Source organism: Psychrobacter sp. APC 3426 (assembly GCF_030408035.1).
Classification (GTDB): domain Bacteria; phylum Pseudomonadota; class Gammaproteobacteria; order Pseudomonadales; family Moraxellaceae; genus Psychrobacter.
Map to the genome: position 1 here is coordinate 38758 of NZ_JASDCF010000020.1, position 19207 is coordinate 57964.

18 protein-coding genes and 1 tRNA gene are annotated in these 19207 nt (G+C 42.5%); 4 read left to right on the plus strand and 15 right to left on the minus strand.

Translation table 11 applies throughout. The annotated features are described in order from the left end of the window. Positions 1-40 precede the first annotated feature (40 nt). Both trpB and QL919_RS10355 read right to left on the minus strand, forming a co-directional pair. The gene (gene trpB / locus QL919_RS10350; RefSeq protein WP_290189445.1) at positions 41-1315 is read right to left on the minus strand and encodes a tryptophan synthase subunit beta; all 1275 of its coding nucleotides are present in this window, start codon (positions 1313-1315) and stop codon (positions 41-43) included. A gap of 150 nt (positions 1316-1465) precedes the next feature. Then, positions 1466-2137 (minus strand): phosphoribosylanthranilate isomerase, encoded by a 672-nt coding sequence (locus QL919_RS10355; RefSeq protein WP_290189446.1) that lies wholly within the window; start codon positions 2135-2137, stop codon positions 1466-1468. A gap of 194 nt (positions 2138-2331) precedes the next feature. Between QL919_RS10355 and QL919_RS10360 the strand changes: the two genes are divergently transcribed. Then, positions 2332-4035 carry an FAD-binding domain-containing protein gene (locus tag QL919_RS10360; RefSeq protein WP_290189447.1) on the plus strand — a complete coding sequence of 568 codons (1704 nt, stop codon included), beginning with the start codon at positions 2332-2334 and terminating at the stop codon, positions 4033-4035. Between the two features lie 20 nt (positions 4036-4055). Here QL919_RS10360 and QL919_RS10365 read toward each other — a convergent pair whose 3' ends face one another. Continuing rightward, positions 4056-4277: a hypothetical protein gene (locus QL919_RS10365; protein ID WP_290189448.1), complete on the minus strand. Its 222-nt coding sequence runs from the start codon at positions 4275-4277 to the stop codon at positions 4056-4058. A gap of 242 nt (positions 4278-4519) precedes the next feature. Next, positions 4520-5263 (minus strand): DUF4230 domain-containing protein, encoded by a 744-nt coding sequence (locus tag QL919_RS10370; protein WP_290189449.1) that lies wholly within the window; start codon positions 5261-5263, stop codon positions 4520-4522. A 612-nt stretch (positions 5264-5875) separates the two neighbouring features. Here QL919_RS10370 and QL919_RS10375 point away from each other — a divergent pair. Then, positions 5876-7600 (plus strand): proline--tRNA ligase, encoded by a 1725-nt coding sequence (locus tag QL919_RS10375; protein ID WP_290189450.1) that lies wholly within the window; start codon positions 5876-5878, stop codon positions 7598-7600. A 98-nt stretch (positions 7601-7698) separates the two neighbouring features. Here the strand turns inward: QL919_RS10375 and queF are convergent, their stop codons facing one another. The 6 genes from queF to QL919_RS10405 all read right to left on the minus strand — a co-directional run bounded on the left by queF (position 7699) and on the right by QL919_RS10405 (position 13215). Further along, a complete protein-coding gene (gene queF / locus QL919_RS10380; protein ID WP_290189451.1) occupies positions 7699-8568 on the minus strand; it encodes an NADPH-dependent 7-cyano-7-deazaguanine reductase QueF in 870 nt (289 codons plus the stop codon). Between the two features lie 108 nt (positions 8569-8676). Beyond that, on the minus strand, positions 8677-9510 hold the full coding sequence (locus QL919_RS10385) for an ABC transporter permease (RefSeq protein WP_290189452.1): 834 nt from the start codon (positions 9508-9510) through the stop codon (positions 8677-8679). Continuing rightward, positions 9507-10469, minus strand: a complete 963-nt coding sequence (locus QL919_RS10390; RefSeq protein WP_290189453.1) for an ABC transporter ATP-binding protein — start codon at positions 10467-10469, stop codon at positions 9507-9509. Before QL919_RS10390 ends, QL919_RS10385 begins: the two co-directional genes overlap by 4 nt. 258 nt (positions 10470-10727) lie before the next feature. Beyond that, on the minus strand, positions 10728-11876 hold the full coding sequence (tnpB, locus tag QL919_RS10395) for an IS200/IS605 family element RNA-guided endonuclease TnpB (RefSeq protein WP_290189454.1): 1149 nt from the start codon (positions 11874-11876) through the stop codon (positions 10728-10730). Next, the gene (gene tnpA / locus QL919_RS10400) at positions 11876-12271 is read right to left on the minus strand and encodes an IS200/IS605 family transposase (RefSeq protein ID WP_290189455.1); all 396 of its coding nucleotides are present in this window, start codon (positions 12269-12271) and stop codon (positions 11876-11878) included. Before tnpA ends, tnpB (QL919_RS10395) begins: the two co-directional genes overlap by 1 nt. A gap of 275 nt (positions 12272-12546) precedes the next feature. Continuing rightward, complete coding sequence (locus QL919_RS10405; RefSeq protein WP_290189456.1) at positions 12547-13215, minus strand: c-type cytochrome; 669 nt, start codon at positions 13213-13215, stop codon at positions 12547-12549. Between the two features lie 412 nt (positions 13216-13627). On the opposite strand from QL919_RS10405, the gene QL919_RS10410 reads away from it, so the two are divergent. Then, a tRNA-Arg gene (locus QL919_RS10410) sits at positions 13628-13704 on the plus strand. Positions 13705-13949: 245 nt separating this feature from the next. On the opposite strand, the gene tnpB (QL919_RS10415) is transcribed toward QL919_RS10410, so the two are convergent. Continuing rightward, positions 13950-15098, minus strand: a complete 1149-nt coding sequence (gene tnpB / locus QL919_RS10415; protein WP_290189457.1) for an IS200/IS605 family element RNA-guided endonuclease TnpB — start codon at positions 15096-15098, stop codon at positions 13950-13952. A gap of 138 nt (positions 15099-15236) precedes the next feature. After that, positions 15237-15617, minus strand: a complete 381-nt coding sequence (locus tag QL919_RS10420; protein WP_290189458.1) for a hypothetical protein — start codon at positions 15615-15617, stop codon at positions 15237-15239. Between the two features lie 35 nt (positions 15618-15652). On the opposite strand from QL919_RS10420, the gene QL919_RS10425 reads away from it, so the two are divergent. After that, positions 15653-16453, plus strand: coding sequence for an NAD-dependent deacylase (locus QL919_RS10425; RefSeq protein ID WP_290189459.1), 801 nt, complete (start codon positions 15653-15655; stop codon positions 16451-16453). Positions 16454-16577: 124 nt separating this feature from the next. Here the strand turns inward: QL919_RS10425 and QL919_RS10430 are convergent, their stop codons facing one another. The 3 genes from QL919_RS10430 to QL919_RS10440 form a co-directional block, all read right to left on the minus strand. Continuing rightward, positions 16578-17279, minus strand: a complete 702-nt coding sequence (locus QL919_RS10430; protein ID WP_290189460.1) for an IS1 family transposase — start codon at positions 17277-17279, stop codon at positions 16578-16580. A gap of 112 nt (positions 17280-17391) precedes the next feature. Further along, a complete protein-coding gene (locus QL919_RS10435; RefSeq protein ID WP_290189461.1) occupies positions 17392-18390 on the minus strand; it encodes an adenosine deaminase in 999 nt (332 codons plus the stop codon). Positions 18391-18540: 150 nt separating this feature from the next. Then, positions 18541-19065, minus strand: coding sequence for a TPM domain-containing protein (locus QL919_RS10440; RefSeq protein ID WP_290189462.1), 525 nt, complete (start codon positions 19063-19065; stop codon positions 18541-18543). Between the last annotated feature and the right edge of the window lie 142 nt (positions 19066-19207).

Genomic DNA, 19207 nt, shown 5'->3' on the forward strand with positions numbered 1-19207 from the left:
TGTATAAAAGTGAATTTATAGTTCGCAATAAAATACGTGACTACAACTCAATCCCTTCTGCCTTCATTACCGAATGCAAATCCTTATCGCCGCGACCTGACATATTGACGATAATGGTTTGATCAGGGGTCATGGTTTTAGCCAGCTTAAGCGCATAGGCAACCGCATGGGCAGATTCGAGCGCAGGGATAATACCTTCTTTACGCGTGACTTCATGGAAGCCTTCTAAGGACTCTTTGTCCGTACAGCCGACATACTCAACACGCTTCATGTCTTTTAAGAAGCTGTGCTCAGGACCGACACCAGGATAATCAAGGCCCGCCGAGATAGAGTGCGTCTCTTGAATTTGGCCTTCATCGTCTGCCATCAAGTAGGTACGGTTGCCATGTAGCACTCCGATACGACCAGCAGCCAATGGCGCTGAATGACGACCTGACTCAATGCCATCACCTGTCGCTTCGACACCATACATTTTGACTTCAGTATCGTTTAGGAAATCAAAGAATAAACCAATAGCATTCGAGCCACCGCCAACACAAGCAACCAAGGCATCTGGTAATTTACCTGTTTTTTCTAAATGTTGGATACGCGCTTCTTTGCCGATAATCGCTTGAAAGTCACGCACGAGTAGCGGATAAGGATGCGGACCTGCAACCGTACCGATGATGTAATAAGTGGTATCTACATTAGTGACCCAGTCACGCATGGCTTCATTCATCGCGTCTTTAAGCGTGCGTGAACCAGAAGTCACTGGCACAACCGTTGCACCCAGCAAACGCATACGATAGACGTTCATCTTTTGGCGCTCGACATCATCTGCACCCATATAGACGATACATTCTAGACCTAGGCGCGCGGCAATCGTTGCCGTCGCGACACCATGTTGACCTGCGCCCGTTTCAGCGATAATACGCTTCTTACCACACATTTTGGCAAGTAGTGCCTGCCCGATGGTGTTATTCACTTTGTGCGCACCAGTGTGGTTTAAGTCTTCACGTTTAAAGTAAATCTGCGCGCCACCAATCTCATCACTGAGACGCTTGGCATGATAAAGCGGGGTTGGACGACCGACATAATTGACCAAGTCATTATGATATTCTTCCCAAAATGCAGGGTCAGCTTTTACTTTGGTATATAAGGTTTCAAGCTCTTCCAATGCGGCCATCAGCGTTTCAGAGACAAAGCGACCGCCATGCACACCAAAATGTCCGCGTGCGTCAGGGTATTGGTTAAAGTCTTGAACGTCTGTTGGATTAGTAAAAGTATTGATAGATTGTGCAGTAGCAGATGGTGCTTTGTTCGTGGCATGACTCATGATAATTCCTACTATAGGTGGTATCTTTTGATATAAGGAGTAATGGTATAAAAATTGGGATAACTATTGAGACGGGGGAAACATAAGCCTCAATCAGGAAGTCGGAATAACGCTTAAATAAGAATAAATAGCATAAATATAGCAATTATCTTAAATGACGTCAGTGACCGTCTCGTTTTGCCATCGGTCACGCTTTACTGCTTTCATAAAGGCACGCATCTTATCAGCGTCTTTTTTGCCTTTATCAATCTCAATTCCACCGCTAACATCGACGCCATAAATAGGCAAATCACGAGTTGCAGCGACATTGTCGGCATCCAATCCACCCGCTAAGATAATCGGTAGTGAGCTATTATGCGGAATAAGGCTCCAGTCAAAGCGCGCGCCCGTACCGCCATATTTATGCTGATGATAAGCATCGAACAAAATACTACTCGCGCCTGCTGCGGCAAAACTGTCAATCCGTGCGCTTACGCTATCTAGCGTGTCTTGCTCAGCATTGATACGTAACGCTTTCATCCAGCGTTTATTGACAGCACTTGCCAGCTGCTGACACTGCTCAGGCGTTTCATCACCGTGGAACTGAATGATATCAAAAGAGACGTTATTTGCCAGCTCAATCAGCTCATCTTCAGGCATATTGACGACTAACGCCACGACACTGACAAAAGCAGGTAAAGCGGCGCTTAATATTTGCGCCTGTTCTAAGGTCACAGCACGCGGACTTGGCGGATAAAATACTAAGCCGACCGCATCAACACCCAACTGCACAGCGGTATTGATATCACTAAGCTGGGTAAAGCCGCAAAACTTAACGTGCATTATATGACCTTAAAACGTTAAATGTGATATTGAGTATGACGTCATTTGACAAGTTCGCGTTAAACTCTAATCCCTAAATATGATGCTGATTTGTTAATCAATTGGCAAATCAATTGCATCCAAAAACTTATCCTAGCATACTTTTATTCATAGTTTTGTTTATGATTGCGATTGATTAAAATAGGGATAATTGAATGTCTAAAACAGCGTCAACCAATGACGGAAATCATGATAATAAGAATGTCAGTATGCCGCATTACTTGATGTGGTTTCGTCGTGATTTGCGGCTGCATGACAATACGGCACTGGCTGCGCTTTGTGAACAAGCTAAAGAAGACAATGCATCAGTCAGTGCTCTATTCTTCCTGACGCCTGAACAGTGGCAAGCGCATGATACCTCCCTAGCACAAGTCGATCATATCGCACGCACTTTACCGATACTCGGCCAAGATTTGCAAACGCAATTGAATATCACCTTAAAAGTGCAAGTCTGTCCTAGTTTTGCTGATTGCGTGAATGCGTTAAGCACATTATGCGAAGAAAATAATATCAGCCTTGTCATGGCCAATCATGAGTACGAAGGCAATGAGATTGAACGCGATGAACAATTAACCAAGCAACTGGCAAAAAACGATATCGAGTTTATCCGCTGGCATGACCAATGTATTTTACCACCACAAAGCATCACCACCAACGATGGCGATAGCATGTATAAAGTATTTACCCCATTTTATAAAAAATGGCGACATACCTTGGATGTCAGCACCATGCAAATGCATGAAGCACCAGCCGTAAATAGCAATAATAAGACCAAGCTGAAAACCTCGAAATCTAGCGCTACTACTATTAAAGATATCGAAAAGTTAAGTAAAGAAACTGTCGATGGCTATCAAAAGACATTACAAGACGGCAGTTCACAAGGTATTGATTCATTACAGCATATAGATATGGACGCACAGCTTGACCACGCTCGAACAGCTTACCCTGCTGGCGAAAATGCAGCTTGCCAGCGTTTAGAGGCATTCATCGCTGATGACATTGATAATTATGATGTAAGCCGCGATGTGCCTAGCCTACAGGCAACCAGTCAGCTCTCAGCCTACCTTACCATTGGATCAATTAGTCCCAGACTTTGCTACCTACAAGCAGCGAAAGCGCAAGAAAAACTTCATGGTAATGATGGCGATACCTTTAATGACTCTGATAACTCTGATAACTCTGATAACTCTGATAACTCTGATAACTCTGATAACTCTGATAACTCTGATAACTCTGACATTAATCGCTGGATAAGCGAGTTGGCGTGGCGAGATTTTTATCGTCATGTCTTAGTAGCTAAGCCAGCACTTATTCGCCACAAGGCTTATAAGGAAGAAACAGACACCAAGATTAATTGGTCCTATGACAAGGATGATTTTGAGAAATGGTGTACTGGCATGACGGGCGTGCCGTTAGTCGATGCCGCAATGAGATGTCTGAATGCGACAGGCTCTATGCACAATCGCCTACGCATGGTTACGGCGATGTTTTTGACCAAAGATTTACTGATTGATTGGCGCTTAGGCGAGCGTTACTTTATGCAGCAGCTGATAGACGGTGATTTTGCGTCTAACAACGGTGGCTGGCAATGGAGCGCATCCACAGGCACGGACGCTGCTCCTTACTTCCGTATTATGAACCCCTTTAGCCAAGGCAAAACTCATGATACTAATGGCGAGTTCATCAAGACGTGGCTACCTGAGCTAAAAGACGTTCCTAGTAACATCTTGCACAGCGAGGAAAAAATGCGTAAAGAGCTGGCAAAGGGTGGTAAGTTTGCTGAAATTGACTACCCTGTACCGATGATCGAACATAAAGCGGCTCGCCAATTAGCCATTAATGAATTTAAAAAAGACTAGCGCCTAAATCTTAAAGAGTGTCAACTGTCTATTTGCACCAAACTACTTTGTGGCGCACTCGCTCTACCAGTATCTGACTCTAATATCCGCGTCTTGATAGTATAGACAGCGTAGATTAATAAGGTGAAGCTTATTATTAATAGAACCCAAGTGGCAAACGACAGCGACTCTTTCGCCTTGGGTTGTTTGGTTAGTTTACGTTGCTTCTCGTTAGCAGACGGCTGATTATTAGGAGTTTTCATATAGGCCACCTCTTATATTATATAAGCTTATCTATCGACAATATTTATAAGGATATCGATAATGATAAATAAGTATTGCTATATAATATAGTAAGCTTATTACTCATAACTTCAAGCAACATTTGTTAACTAGGGAACATCTTCAATTAAACCAGTAAAGTTCTAAATGAGAACATACTCTAAATTAACTTTCATTTAGAACATTTCAATAAAATGCCTTAACCTTACTTTTGATATCAAGTTTATGCATTGGCTGTTGGCAATTGACACGCGCCTGCGCCTTGTGTGGTAACCGTCACTACAGCACCCGTCATTGCAAACAGCTGCTGCAATTGAGTTTGTGCATTTTGTAGTGCCATATTCATCACATCACCTCGGCAAGCACGTTCAAGGACTTCTTTCTTTGCCATCGTTTGCGCTTGCTGTAGTATTTTTGGATCAACCTGCATCAAACCAAAAGCACCTGTCTGCCAATCATAAATCTCAATATCATCTAAATACACCGAAAATATCTCTGAAGGTGGCAGGGTGATATTAATCTGCGGCATGATAGAGACTGGCGTATTCGTACCCTCTGCTTGTATTTCTTCTACACCCATCTCAGGCTGTATGACTTGTACCATCTCAGGTGTCAACGCACTCAAATCTATACCGGCATCTACCCGACCACGAGCGATAAACAACCCTTTTTGTTCATCTTGCCACAGCTTCATCCAGCTTCCCTGACGTTGACTGGTAATCACCGTATCCACGCTAAAAGCCACCGTTTGTAGTCGATTTAACTGCTGAATCTGCGTCACTACCCCTTCACGAGTGATGGTTTCAATCGGCTCTTCTTCCGTGATATTTTGCACACTATAAATAGCGAAAACCAATGCCGCTAAACCAATAAGTAATATTACCCATGACAGCATTGCGATGGTTTTTTTGGGTGGCTGATTGGGGGGATTATTATTGCTGGTAGAAACATTACTAGGACTGGTCATCTAAACACCCTCAGAGTTTTATTATTTATTTTTATGAGATTCAAAAAAGCCAAATATTTTGTATTCAAACCTAAGACATAAATGCTATTTACAGGCGTTAACTTCAAGTAATAGCTACCAATACTCTACATAATTATCGATAAGGCAATTGCGACGAAATTTACTCGCTACTGGCTATAAAAACACTTGAAATAGCCAACTAATCGAATTAAAACGAGTATATTTTGCTCTTTAGGTAATGTTCGGTCTGAAAAAACAAAAAGTCATTGCGTCTTAGGCGAACTTTACCTAACATAGTCAGATTGTATTGATAAAATGTCGGCATAGATTTATTTTGCAGACTTTTTACGCTAAATACATTCATTTAGCGGCATTACATATCGATACGTCAATCAAAACCTAGCTCTTTGTTATCTGAACGGTTTTATCAATATGCTGTTGTATGCATATTACGTGCCAGATATCAGTTGCTAGACATTATTTACTAGGAAATACCCTAGTTCATTGCTAAGTGATAAAGGTAAGCTTACGGCGTCAATGAACCGATTAGCCCTACGCTCAACACCCCACTATTTCTTATTTTTTTATCGTTGATAAGGTTACGCTTTATTTATGAAAGCCAGTCAATTTTTATTTGCCACTCTAAAAGAAACCCCAAGTGATGCCGATATCGCCTCAAGCCAGTTGATGGTACGTGCCGGTCTTATTCGCAAAATCGCTTCTGGGTTATATATTTGGTTGCCCATGGGGCTACGCGTCTTACAAAAGGTCGAGCGTATTGTTCGCGAAGAGATGCAAAACGTTGGTGCCCAAGAAGTGCTTATGCCGATGACTCAGCCAGCTGAGCTGTGGCAGACTACGGGTCGCTTCGATGACTATGGTCCTGAGCTATTGCGCTTCAAAGATCGCCACGATCGTGATTTCGTGCTTGGTCCAACGCACGAAGAGGTCATTACTACTTTGGCTCAGAGCGAATTGCGTAGCTATAAACAGCTGCCGATTACCTTCTTCCAAATCCAAGGTAAGTTCCGTGATGAGATTCGTCCTCGTTTCGGCGTGATGCGTGCGCGCGAATTTACTATGAAAGATGCTTACTCGTTCCATGTCGATCAAGTTTCGCTCGCAAAGACTTATCATGATATGTATGAGGCTTATACGCGTATTTTTACCCGCTTAGGCTTAGACTTCCGTGCGGTACAAGCAGATACAGGCTCTATCGGTGGCTTTGCCTCGCATGAGTTCCATGTGCTAGCCGATAGTGGCGAAGATGATATCGCTTTTTCTGATTCCTCAGACTATGCTGCCAACGTTGAGCTTGCCGAATCTATATCATTCAATATGGCTGAACGCCAACCGCCAAAGCAAGAGCGCGAAGACGTGCTCACCGAAGGCATGACCACTTGTAAGATGGTCGCTGAACACTTAGATATCCCGCTTTCCAATACGGTCAAAACCTTGATCGTCCATGGTCATAAAGAAGATGACACACCGCAGCTCATCGCTGTCGTACTACGTGGTGATCATCAGTTGAACACCATCAAAGCTGAGAAAGTCGAAGAAGCCAACGTGCCACTAACTTTGGCCTCTGATGAAGAGCTCAAGGCAGCGGGTCTACACAAAGGCTTTATCGGTGTTGATTTGGATATGCCAGTCTTTGTCGATCGCTCGGCGGCGACCTTGTCAGACTTTGTGACAGGTGCTAATAAAGTCGACAAACATACTGTCGGCATGAACTGGGCACGTGATGCGAGCATTACTCGTATCGTTGATGTGCGTAATGTGCAAGAAGGCGACCCCTCTCCTGATGGCAAAGGCACGCTAAAAATCAAACGTGGTATCGAAGTCGGTCACATCTTCCAGTTGGGTGATAAGTATTCGCAAGCGATGAATGCTACTGTCTCTGGTGAAGATGGCAAACCAGTAACCATGATGATGGGCTGCTATGGCATTGGCGTTAGTCGTATCATCGCGGCTGCCATCGAGCAGAATAACGACGAAAACGGTATCATGTGGCCTCAAACACCAACCGTTGATGATTCGATTGCGCCTTTTGAAGTGGCTATCATTCCGATGAAATCAAAAGAAGATACCGTCATGGAGACAGCTACCGCTCTGTATGAAGAGCTTAAGTCTCAAGGCATCAATGTGCTACTAGATGACCGTAACGAACGTCCAGGTGTCAAGTTCGCTGATCTTGAACTGATTGGTATTCCACATCGTATCGTGGTTTCAGATCGCAACTTGGCTGAAGGTAAGTACGAATACGTCAATCGCCGTGAAGCAGAAAAGCAAATGCTAAGCCGTGAAGAAGTGATTTCAAAAGTAAGTAGCAAATAGTTTTATTGGTAAAACTTATGCGATAAAAAGCGCCTGTCTTATTAAATAAGATAGGCGCTTTTTTGTATCAGCCAAACTATTTTAAACTATGGCTCTCTCTATTGACGAATCAAACGGCTTGGCTTTGGCAATAATCTCATATCACTGACACGGCATGGATTGATATCGATACCACCACGGCGCGTATACCAAGCACGAACCATGAGTTCACTTGGCTGATAATATTGACTCAAATCAGCAAATATCTGCTCAACACATTGCTCATGAAAACCGTTGTGCTGACGAAAGCTTAATATGTAGCGTAGCATATTGGCTTCATTAATTGCCTTATTAGTATTAATTGATACCGCTAACGTACCCCAGTCGGGCTGATTGGTCACCGGACAATTACTGCGCAGTAAGTTAGAATAAAAGCTGAAACTTTTGCCAACTTGTTTTTCAGAAACCACTGAATCACTTACTAACAATGAGGCATCAGGATGTTCTGTCAGCGCCACTTTCTCGCTACTATTTGCAAGCGCCTTATCGATGCAAACACCTTCAGGTTGTGCAATCAATAAGCCTGTTGCTTTATCGTTCAGGTCATCATTTAAATCAAATAGCTCAACGGTTACTTCTGCTTGTACACATGCTGATAAATCTTTGGCTATCAGTGCTTGCACCTCGTCCCAGCTGGAAAATTCAGTAAAGTTAATACTGTTTAAATATAACTTAAGCGACTTTGATTCGATAATGAATGGCGAGCTTGCCGGAATACCAAAGCGAGCAATGGCAATTTGTGAAATGCCTTGATGATTGAGCCAAGACATCTCAAACGCCTGCCACCAGTCTATACCTACTGCCAGCTTATCATCATGCCAGCCAATCGCATCACGTCCCATACTACGAGCAATAGGATATAACGTCTCTGGACTATACTCAGTCGGATAGTCGGTGGTTTGCTCACCCAAGATGCCGTGAATACTCATTTACTTTCCTAATATCAAACCATTAAAATCTTATAAAAGCTTATAAAAATAGTGACTTAGCAATTAGCTCAAAAGGCAGTAAAAGCACAGCCTTTTAAACGTTGTATGCTACAAACGTACGCGTGAGCCATTACTCAGTAATCGATAAGCGATGGTATAAAATATCGCACAGAATACAAAAATCGCTGCCATGGAATACCAAACATTGACATCAGAATATCCTAAGATGCCATAACGGAACGAATTCACCATATAGACAATCGGGTTCAGTAACGAAACATTTTGCCAAAATGGTGACAGATTTTCCATCGAATAAAACACCCCACCAAGATACGTCAATGGCGTCAGCACAAAGCTTGGAATGATAGAGATGTCATCAAATGAGCGGGCAAATACTGCGTTAATAAAGCCGCCCAATGAAAACAAGATAGAGGTGCCTAGTACCGTAAATACCGTCACAAATAAATGTTCGATACCAAGGTCAGTAAAAAATAACGCCACTATCGAGACGATAATACCGATCGCCAGTCCGCGAAAGATACCACCACTAATATAGCCCATCAAAATCGCATGCTTGGACACCGGTGAGACCAAAAGCTCTTCGATACTGGACGTAAATTTGGCGCTAAAGAAGCTCGATACCACATTAGAGTAACTGTTGGTGATAATCGACATCATGATGAGACCAGGCACGATAAACTGCATGTATGGCACGCCGCCCATTTCACCAACACGTGAGCCAATCATCTTACCAAAGATGACAAAGTATAAGCTCATGGTAATGACTGGAGGCAGCAACGTTTGTGGCCAAATACGTAAAATCCGGCGCACTTCTTTGATTAAAATAGTACGAAATGCAATCCACTTTTGGGCAATGGTTAAGCCATCATGAGGACGAGACGCCTGTGAAGCTTTATTCATTTCACTCATGTCCTGACTCATAGTCCTGCCTCCTTCATACTGTCTGCATTCTCGATGTTTTTATCCACCAGGCGCATGAATAACTCTTCTAAGCGGTTGGCCTTGTTGCGCATACTCGCTACGGTAATGCCTTGCTCTGACAATTGGTTAAACACACCATTTAATGACTCGCCTTCTGTTAACGTCACTTCCAGTGTCTGCTCATCAGGCTGCGACAATCCCGTTATCCCAGTCAAATCTAATTGACGAGTAAGCGGTGTCTCTAAATCCAAAACAAAAGTCTCAACTGACAATTGAGCAAGCAAATCCTTCATCTCAGTATTAATACGAATTTCGCCATGATCCAAAATCGCAATGCGTTTACAAAGTTGCTCAGCTTCTTCTAGATAATGCGTAGTGAGGATAATGGTAGTGTTCTCTTCAATATTAATCTGCTGCATAAACTCCCACATAGAGCGGCGCAGCTCGATATCAACACCAGCGGTTGGCTCATCAAGAATCAATAACTTTGGCTTATGAATCAAGGCGCGAGCAATCATCAAACGGCGTTTCATACCACCTGATAATTCACGTGATTTACTATCACGCTTGTCCCATAACCCAAGCGCCGTCAGCAAGCGCTTGGCCCGTGGACGTGCTTCTTTGGCAGAAATACCAAAGTAACCCGCCTGAGTAATCAAGATATCTTCAACTTTTTCGAACTGGTTAAAGTTAAACTCTTGCGGTACGACCCCGAGATACTGCTTGGCAGTCGAAGGGTTTTCTAACAAATCTGTGCCAAAAATCTTGATGCTACCAGTGGTAGGCTTAAAGAGTGAGCTAATGATGCCAATCATCGTTGACTTACCAGCACCATTTGGTCCAAGCAGCGCAAAAAAACCACCCTGCGGGACAGTTAAACTGACATCTTTGAGTGCCGAAAACCCATTGCCATAGGTTTTGGATAAATTCTGGATAGCAAGTGCTGGTACCTCAGACATGAAAACCTCTTTATTTGTTATGCATTTATATGAACAGCGATTTTTAGAGCACGGTTATTGCTTACAATTGCGTTGTCTAGAACAGACGTTGTCATGTCATAAAGTGAGGCTGCCGACGATAGATTTCAACTGCACCTGATTAGAAGCATCATATTAAAAATACTCATCAATGAACCACCCCCTACCTTAGAGATAAGAGTTTCTTAGGTAACGCCCTTACTTGATACGATACTCTGTATCAGCGGTTAAGCGAATTGACTAAGCTAACCCTGTCGCACCGACAGTTTTTGACTGTTTAGCCAGTATCAATCCTTGATGTAAGATATTGATACTGGCATTGATATCGCGATCATTTTGCTGCAAGCAACTTGGACAATCCCACATTCTAACCGAAAGCGGTAATTCAGCTTTAGTCAGTAGATGGTTGCAGTGTGAGCAAGTCTTAGACGAGGGATACCATCGGTCTATTTTGACAAGCGTTTTGCCGTACCAGTCTGCTTTATAAGCAAGCATGATGGTAAACGTTGACCATGAGCTGTCTGAGTTAGCTAATTTTCTGTTCTTAACCATACCTTTGACGTTTAAGTCCTCAATCGCAATCACATCGTGGTTTTTGATGAGATTGAATGAGAGTTTATGCAAGAAGTCTTTACGGGCATTGGTTATTTTTTCATAAACCTTGGCAACTTTGGTTTTTTGCTTTTGATAGTTTTTACTGTCACGTAGATTACGGTTGTCTTTTTTGGCGATCAATGCCCGTTTAGACATAATTTTTTGAGCTTTGGATAATTTATCTTGCAACTTTGCTAGAAACTTAGGATTGGCAACTTTCGTGCTGTCCGATAAGACGATAAAGTCTGTCAATCCTAAGTCAATGCCGATGTTTGATTGGGTTTTTGGTAATTCATTAACGATGGTTTCAACCAATAGGCTGACGTAGTATTTGCCTGATGGGGTACGGCTGATGGTGGCGCTCTTTATTAGGCCGTTTATTTTATCGGGGAACTTGGCGTTGATGTGGCCTATTTTTGGCAGTTTAACGGTGCTATCTGTGATCGCCACTGTGCCCTTTTGGTTGTTGGTGGTATAGCTGTCTTTAATGCCTTTTTTCTTAAACTTAGGAAGCCGGGCGCCTTGTTTGAAAAATTTACTATAAGCACTGCGTAGGTTTTGCTGCACATTCGCCAATGCTAAGCTATCGACTTCTTTTAGCCATTCAAATTCTTTTTTATACTGAGCAGGGGTGTTGTTGAGAGACATTTTAGTCTCACGGTAATACTCGATCTTGTCAGCCAGCATTTTATTCCAAATAAAGCGTGAGCAGCCAAACGACTTAGCAAAGAATATTTGCTGATCCTCGTTTGGATATAGTCTGACTTTATAGGCTTTTAGGATTTGCTTGGTCATTATTTACCTTGGCCAATGATATATTGCTTAATAACCTCAAGAGGTGCGCCGCCTGTTGTGATCAAGCAGAATGATTGCGACCAAAACTTATCTTCCCAAAGCTTGGCTTTAATCCTAGGAAATTCTTTTTTTAACAAGCGACTGCTTGCTGATTTGTAGGTATTAATAAACTTACTAATTTCGGTCTTGGGGTGTGCTTTGAATAAAACATGAACATGATCTTTGTCGTGATTCCATTCAATAATCTCAATTTTATAGTCAGGTGCAATACGCTCAAAAATAGCTTTTGCTCTGTCTGATATTTCGTTATCAAAAACCTGCCTACGGTATTTAGTCACTAAAATTAGATGGTAGTTTAGCGAAAAGACTGAATGAGAATTAGTATCTAAAAGCATCTGAATGCAAGACCTTTATATGATTAGACTGAATTTAATATTCATATTATAAGAACACTCGCATAAGGTCAACCGCATCCATCCCACTACCTTAGAGGTAGGAAATTTCTGCGGAACTTTGTTAAAAAAGCGCCTATCTCATTAAATGAAATAGGCGCTTTAATATATGCGTCTGGCAAGTTAGCAAACAGGTTGCGATATCATAAACAGCTGTGAATCGCGCATACTGCTAACACAATCCATCTTTATGCTGCTAAGTGCATCAGTTACTTAATTTAGCTCGCTTCATCAATCATATAATCGACAGCGTTTTGCACTTCTTCGTCAGCAATGTCAGCACCGCCTTTGGCAGGCATAGCACCAAAGCCATTGATAGCATGCGTATACAAGGTATCTGTACCTTTAGCGATACGTGCACCCCATGCACCTGCATCACCTAAGATTGGTGAGCCAAGTAGACCTGCACCGTGACAAGTCTGACAGACAGCATTGTATACGGCTTTGCCGTCACGAGGGCCGTCACCAGCTGCTGGACCAGCAGCACGTGCCGTCACGTCACAGACTTCATCGTTTTCAAAACAGACCTTGGCAACCGGCTGAATACGGGCAATCAGGTTAGGATACAAAGCAATCAGCTTTTGTACTTGCGGCGTATCTTGTGGAATTGGCTCTTCTTCAACAGCAGGTGCTGCAGCAGCTGTTTCTTCCGCGTCTGCTTCGCTATCTACTACAGCGGCTTCATCAGCAGGAGCCTCGCCGTCTGTCGTATCTGCAGCCGCTTTAGGCTCATCCCCTAATTGCTCAGGTGCATTTTCAACGACTTCCTGACCTTCTGCTACATCAGAAACAGTTACAGGCGTTTCTACAACACTTTCAGCTTGGCTCACCGCGATACTAGCGATTCCTAGAATGGCAGCTGCCGATAACATAACTACTTTTCTCATTCGTCACGTTCTCTTATTACGTATACAAAGGCTTACACGGCTTGGACATTCTGCCTGTCCTCCTTTGATGACCTCTCGTCATCAATAGCAAACAGCCATCCCGCGTGCAGCACAGTTGCAATCGGTGATTATAAATATGAATTCTCCCTGACATTATAAGGGAAAAGGCAGGTAGATTGCCATGCCTGTTTAATGACTATTCTGTTTTTTCTTAAAAAACATCAATCGCAGCCTTCATTCATTGGCTTTATGGCTTTTATTTGTTAGACTAAGCGGTCTTTATTTTTCGGCATTTAATAGTATTTGCTATTACCACTCTGATTGATTTGTATGCTGCTTTTATTTGCAGATTCTTAATCGATAAAATGCCAATCAATAAAGGCTGAACCAATCAAGTGATTCATCTTGTTATGCGCTCGTAGCTCAGTTGGATAGAGTATCGGTCTCCGAAGCCGAGGGTCGTGGGTTCGATTCCCGCCGAGCGCACCAATTATTAATCATGAATGGTATTACCCCTTTCTCTGTATTACCCCCTTCTCTGTATTACCCAATACTTCTAGAACCCTTTATCAGCGACGATCTACGTCCTTAGCTGCCCTCTATTATTATGTGTTAACATCTATAAAATGTTGTACATTTTGTTGATGAACTACCCACCACCTAAAGAGGTGGCGGTTTCTTAGGTAATACCCATACTTGATACGATATTTTGTATCAGCGGTTAGGCAAATTGACTAAGCTAACCCCGTCACACCGACGGTTTTGAGTGTTACCAGCCTTAGTCCTTCGTTGAGGATGTTAATACTGGCGTTGATGTCTCTATCGTTGGACTGCAAGCAACTGGGACAATTCCATGATCTCACCTGTAGCGGTAACTCAGCTTTAGTTAGCAAGTGACCACAGCCTGAGCAGGTCTTAGAAGATGGATACCATCGGTCTACTTTGACTACCTCTTTACCGTACCAATCGGCTTTATAAGCCAGCATGATGGTAAAGGCTGACCATGATCTATCGCTAATCGCTTTAGATAACTTCCTATTCTTAACCATGCCTTTGACGTTTAAGTCCTCAATCGCAATCACATCGTGGTTTTTGATGAGAGTGAATGATAGCTTATGCAGAAAGTCTTTTCGGATATTGGTTATTTTTTCATAGACCTTAGCGACTTTAACTTTTTGTTTTTGATAGTTGCGGCTGTCAGACAGCTTGCGCTGATTCGCTTTGGCAACGGCTCTGCGTTTGGCCAGTATTTTCTGTTCTCGCGCAAGCTTATGTTGCAGCTTAGATAAAAAGGTAGGATTGGCAACTTTGCTGCCATCTGATAGGACGATAAAGTCAGTCAGTCCTAAATCAATGCCTATTCTTGAGTGAGTTTTTAGCAACGGCTCTACGATAGTTTCAACCAATAGGCTGACATAGTACTTGCCTGATGGGGTGCGGCTGATGGTCGCTGACTTGATTAAGCCATTTACCTTGCTTGGAAATTTAGCGTTGATGTGACCTATTTTAGGCAGTTTGACAGTGCTATCTGTGATCGCCACTGTGCCCTTTTGGTTGTTGGTGGTATAACTATCCTTAATTCCTTTTTTCTTGAATTTTGGGAAGCCTAAACCTTTGAAGAATTTACTATAAGCGGCTCTTAGGTTTTGCTGTACGTTAGCCAGTGCCAGACTATCGACTTCTTTAAGCCATTCAAATTCTTTTTTATAGTGAGCAGGAGTATTTTTTAATTCGGTCTTATGCTCGTTGTAATGGTCTATTTTGTCACTAAGCATCCTATTCCAAATAAAGCGTGTGCAGCCGAATGATTTGGCAAAGAATATTTGCTGTTCTTCATTGGGGTACAGCCTGACTTTATGGGCTTTTAGGATTTGCTTGGTCATAAGGAGCTTGTTGTTAATTGGCGTTATAATTATTAATCATAATACCATAGGGAGTAAGGGTAGTTATCAATAACGCATTCATCCCACTACTTTAGAAGTAGGGGAATTCTGCGCTGAAAATGTTAAATTTACTTGAACCTATTCTGCATCTTGCAAATTAGCAGAGAGCTGCGCACGGCTAGGTACACGGTGGTAATTAATTACAGGGACATTGCCCAAACGACGCTGACCGATGGCAAGCTTTTTATCAATGGTAATCATCGCAATTTTTTTATCTTGTTTACTGACCAGCAGATGATTTGCCTTACGCGTGACTCGATAATCAGGAAAATGCTGTTTTAATAATGACGCCGCTTTTTGCAGCCCATCGTTAGCAGGTATTTTTTCTTTTTTTGACTGCTTATAGCCAGATTTTTGACTCCCTGTTTCACCTGGTTTTGCGCCACGTGATTTTGCCAATAGCCATAAGGCCGCAACAACAGCGAAGAGTATGACAAGCCACCAAATTCCGTCTATCATAAGAAGGGATATCCATTATTAGCAAGGGTTGGCTCATGTTAGCAGAATTATTACCAGCGTTAATAGCAGAAGTAGAACTGGCGACCAAACTATTGGCGTCAGCACCACGTGTTTGTATCTTGACCGGTGCAGGAATTTCCGCAGAAAGCGGCATCCCAACGTTTCGAGACAATCAAACTGGATTGTGGGAAAATTATCGTGCTGAAGACTTGGCGACACCAGAGGCTTTTGCTCGTGATCCAGAACTGGTATGGTCATGGTATCAATGGCGCCGGCAATTGGTCGCTGATAAGAAACCAAATCCAGCCCATGATGCTTTAGCGCAGTGGCAATACCATGCTCAATCATCACATCAGCAAGTGACGCTCATTACCCAAAATGTCGATGACCTACACGAGCAAGCTGGTAGTGACGTGATACATTTACATGGCAATCTATGGGGCAATCGCTGCAGTCAATGCGACACCTCTTATCAAAACCAATCTAGACGTACATTTGATAGTGCGAGTACCCTTAGTTTCGATGAGGAATTAATCAATTGCTCGCGTTGCGATGGCTATATCAGACCAGATATCGTTTGGTTCGGAGAAGCCCTACCTGTACAAGCATGGCAGACGGCAGAGGAGGCAGCGGCCAATTGTGATGTCTTTATCAGTATTGGTACCTCAAGTCTTGTCTACCCTGCTGCTGAACTGTCACAGTTAGCCAAACAAAATGGTGCCAAAATCATCGAAATAAACCCAAGTCCAACACCCAATACCATCGTTGATATCACGTTAGCAGAAAAAGCTGGCGTCATCATGCCGCTATTGGTAGAGCAAATTACTAAGCTTTAGGCACTAAACGTTAGGTACTAAACTGTAATCAATTAACGGCAGTCAGTTAATCTTGAAAAACATGCAGAAAAACGGCTTAACGATTTAATAAATCATTGGTGGTGTTCTAAAAAGTATGCTGGCATCAGACGTAACCATAATTGACATAAAAGAACACCAGATCGAATACTTTAAAGTGATTATCAAGCTTTTTTGAGAAGCAACAAGTCTTTCTAATCGCCCGACGCAATCGGTGTCTAAGACGGCAGTTATTGCCTTCAATGCCTACCGTATGCTGTTTGCCAATTCGTTTGTTATCACTTTTAAAGGCGGTTATAAAACTGTCCCAGTTGTCCATGCTAATCGAGCCATAGCTGACTGTAAGCTGCTTTAAACGTGCTCTTAACTTCTTAGCCGTTTTTAGGTCACGTTTGCCCCAGACATAAGCGACAATCTCATTAGTAGCACGGTCATAAGCGTAGATGAGCCAGACTTTACGCTTCTTGCGATACACGTAAGTCCAGAACTCATCAACCTCTAAGCGTTCATAATATCGCTTCTTAGGCGCGATCTTATAAACAGATGAGCCTATGGTGCCAAGTACTTTACCAATGCTAACCTTGGCTATAACGGCTATGTCTCTAACACCACAACCTCGGACAGTCATCAGTCGTATGAGATCTTCTATTCTAGAGTGACAGCCGTTATAGGTTACCGCATGATCGCCAATAAATTGACGTTTGCAGTCCTTACATTGGTAGTTCTGCTTGCCATAGCTTTTTATGCCATTTTTCTTTAGACTAAGACTGTGACAGTCGGGGCAATTGATCTGTATTTGTGTCTTCATAACCTCAAATATATCATCTTGCTTCGGCTGTCACCCTCCTTTATTCCCTCAGCATACTTTTTAGAACACCACCAAATCATTAAGCCGTTTCTCTGCAGATATTCAACCAATGTTATTGCACGACAAGATCAACCTTGGCTAAGTACGCTTCTTTTAACTCATCCTCTATAAAAGAAGATTTAAAAGAATTCTTTACCAAAGTAATGATATCGTCTTCTGTTAGCGGAAGGTTTTCTATCAGATTGATAAAGTTTTGATTGATATAACCTTTAAAATACGCGGGATCATCAGAGTTTACGCTGACGTTTAGACCATAATCTAACAGCTCTTTAATATTATGCTCTTTATAGTCTGCAAAGACTTTGAGCTCGATGTTTGAGTTGGGGCAAACTGTCAGCGGTATTTTCTCATCTTTTAACCGCTGCATAAGCGCCGCACTTTTTATAGATTGCACCCCATGGTCGATTCGATTGATATCTAATAAGTCCAATGCTTCATAAATATACGAAAAATCAGCCTCTTCTCCAGCATGGGCTACCAATTTGAAGCCTGCTTCTTTTGCCTTTTTAAAGACGTCTTTAAACTTAGAAGGCGGATTGCCGAGCTCCGAAGAATCAAGACCAACGCCGACGATATCCTCTTTAAATGCCATCGCTTCTTCTAAAGTCGCAAAAGCTTCTTGTTGAGATAAGTGACGTAAAAAACACATAATGATACAAGAGGTGATGCCGTACTTTTCTTTAGCATCAGCGAGGGCCTCTTTAATGCCAGTAATCACTGTTTCAAAAGCAACCCCTCTCGCTGTATGCGTTTGCGGATCAAAAAATATCTCCGTATGAATAACATTATCTTCAACACACTTAAGAATGTATTCCCACGTTAAGTCGTAAAAATCATCTTTAGTAATCAGAACATTGGCGCCTGCATAGTAGATATCCAAAAAGGTTTGCAAATTGGTAAAGTTATAGGCACGGCGTACGTCTTCGACGTCTTTATAAGGTATCTCTATATTATTCTTTTTTGCCAATCTAAACATCAGCTCAGGCTCTAAAGAGCCTTCGATATGCAAATGCAGCTCTGCTTTTGGCAATTTCTTTATTAACTCGATCATAGTGTTCCAGCCTTGGCATTTATAAGGGTTTGCGGCAGACAAACCCCATTTTGGAGGTATTAGTATTGTCTATGCTCAAAGATATATTATATTAGAACGAAAGCTAAGACCCTACAACTTAAAATGACAGTGATTGAGAGTGGCAAAAGACTATTTTAGAAACACCACCGTATCAGAAAGTTCATTACCTGCTGGGTCATGTTCAAGATGGTAATATTGACGCAACACTTGTCCTACCTCATCCAACAACTCAGCGAGACTGTCTTCTGTTTTTTTATTGGCAATGCCTGAAAGGGCTTTTTCGCACATCGCATGCCAAACGGTGGGGCTGACATGAGCACTAATACCACGGTCGGCAACTATCTCTAGCTTATGCTCACAAACATTGACATAAACCAAGACACCGGTATTTTCTTCAGTGTCCCAGACTCGATACTGACTAAATAAATCAATCGCCCGCTCGCGGCAGTCAACATAATAGGCCTGCTGAATGGGCAGATGGTTTTCGACAATTAAGAACACCTCACCACGATGCCCGCGTTCAGCACTTGTCACTTTATCGGTCAGGCGCGCCCTAGCTTCGGCAGTCAGCCATTTACTATGTAATAAAGGAACGAACAAAACTTGACGCCACCAGCGGGCAAAGCTGGGATTTGAAGTGTTGTTTTCTGCCATTATATTATTTCCTCAAGTACGTCATTATTGACAGTCATTTAGTGTTCGCAGTCATGCAAGGTTAGTATGGTTGCTTAATTTAGCAAGCATCAGTTTATTCATATGAAGTTACTGATAGCGAACAACCATCTAATCAGTGTTT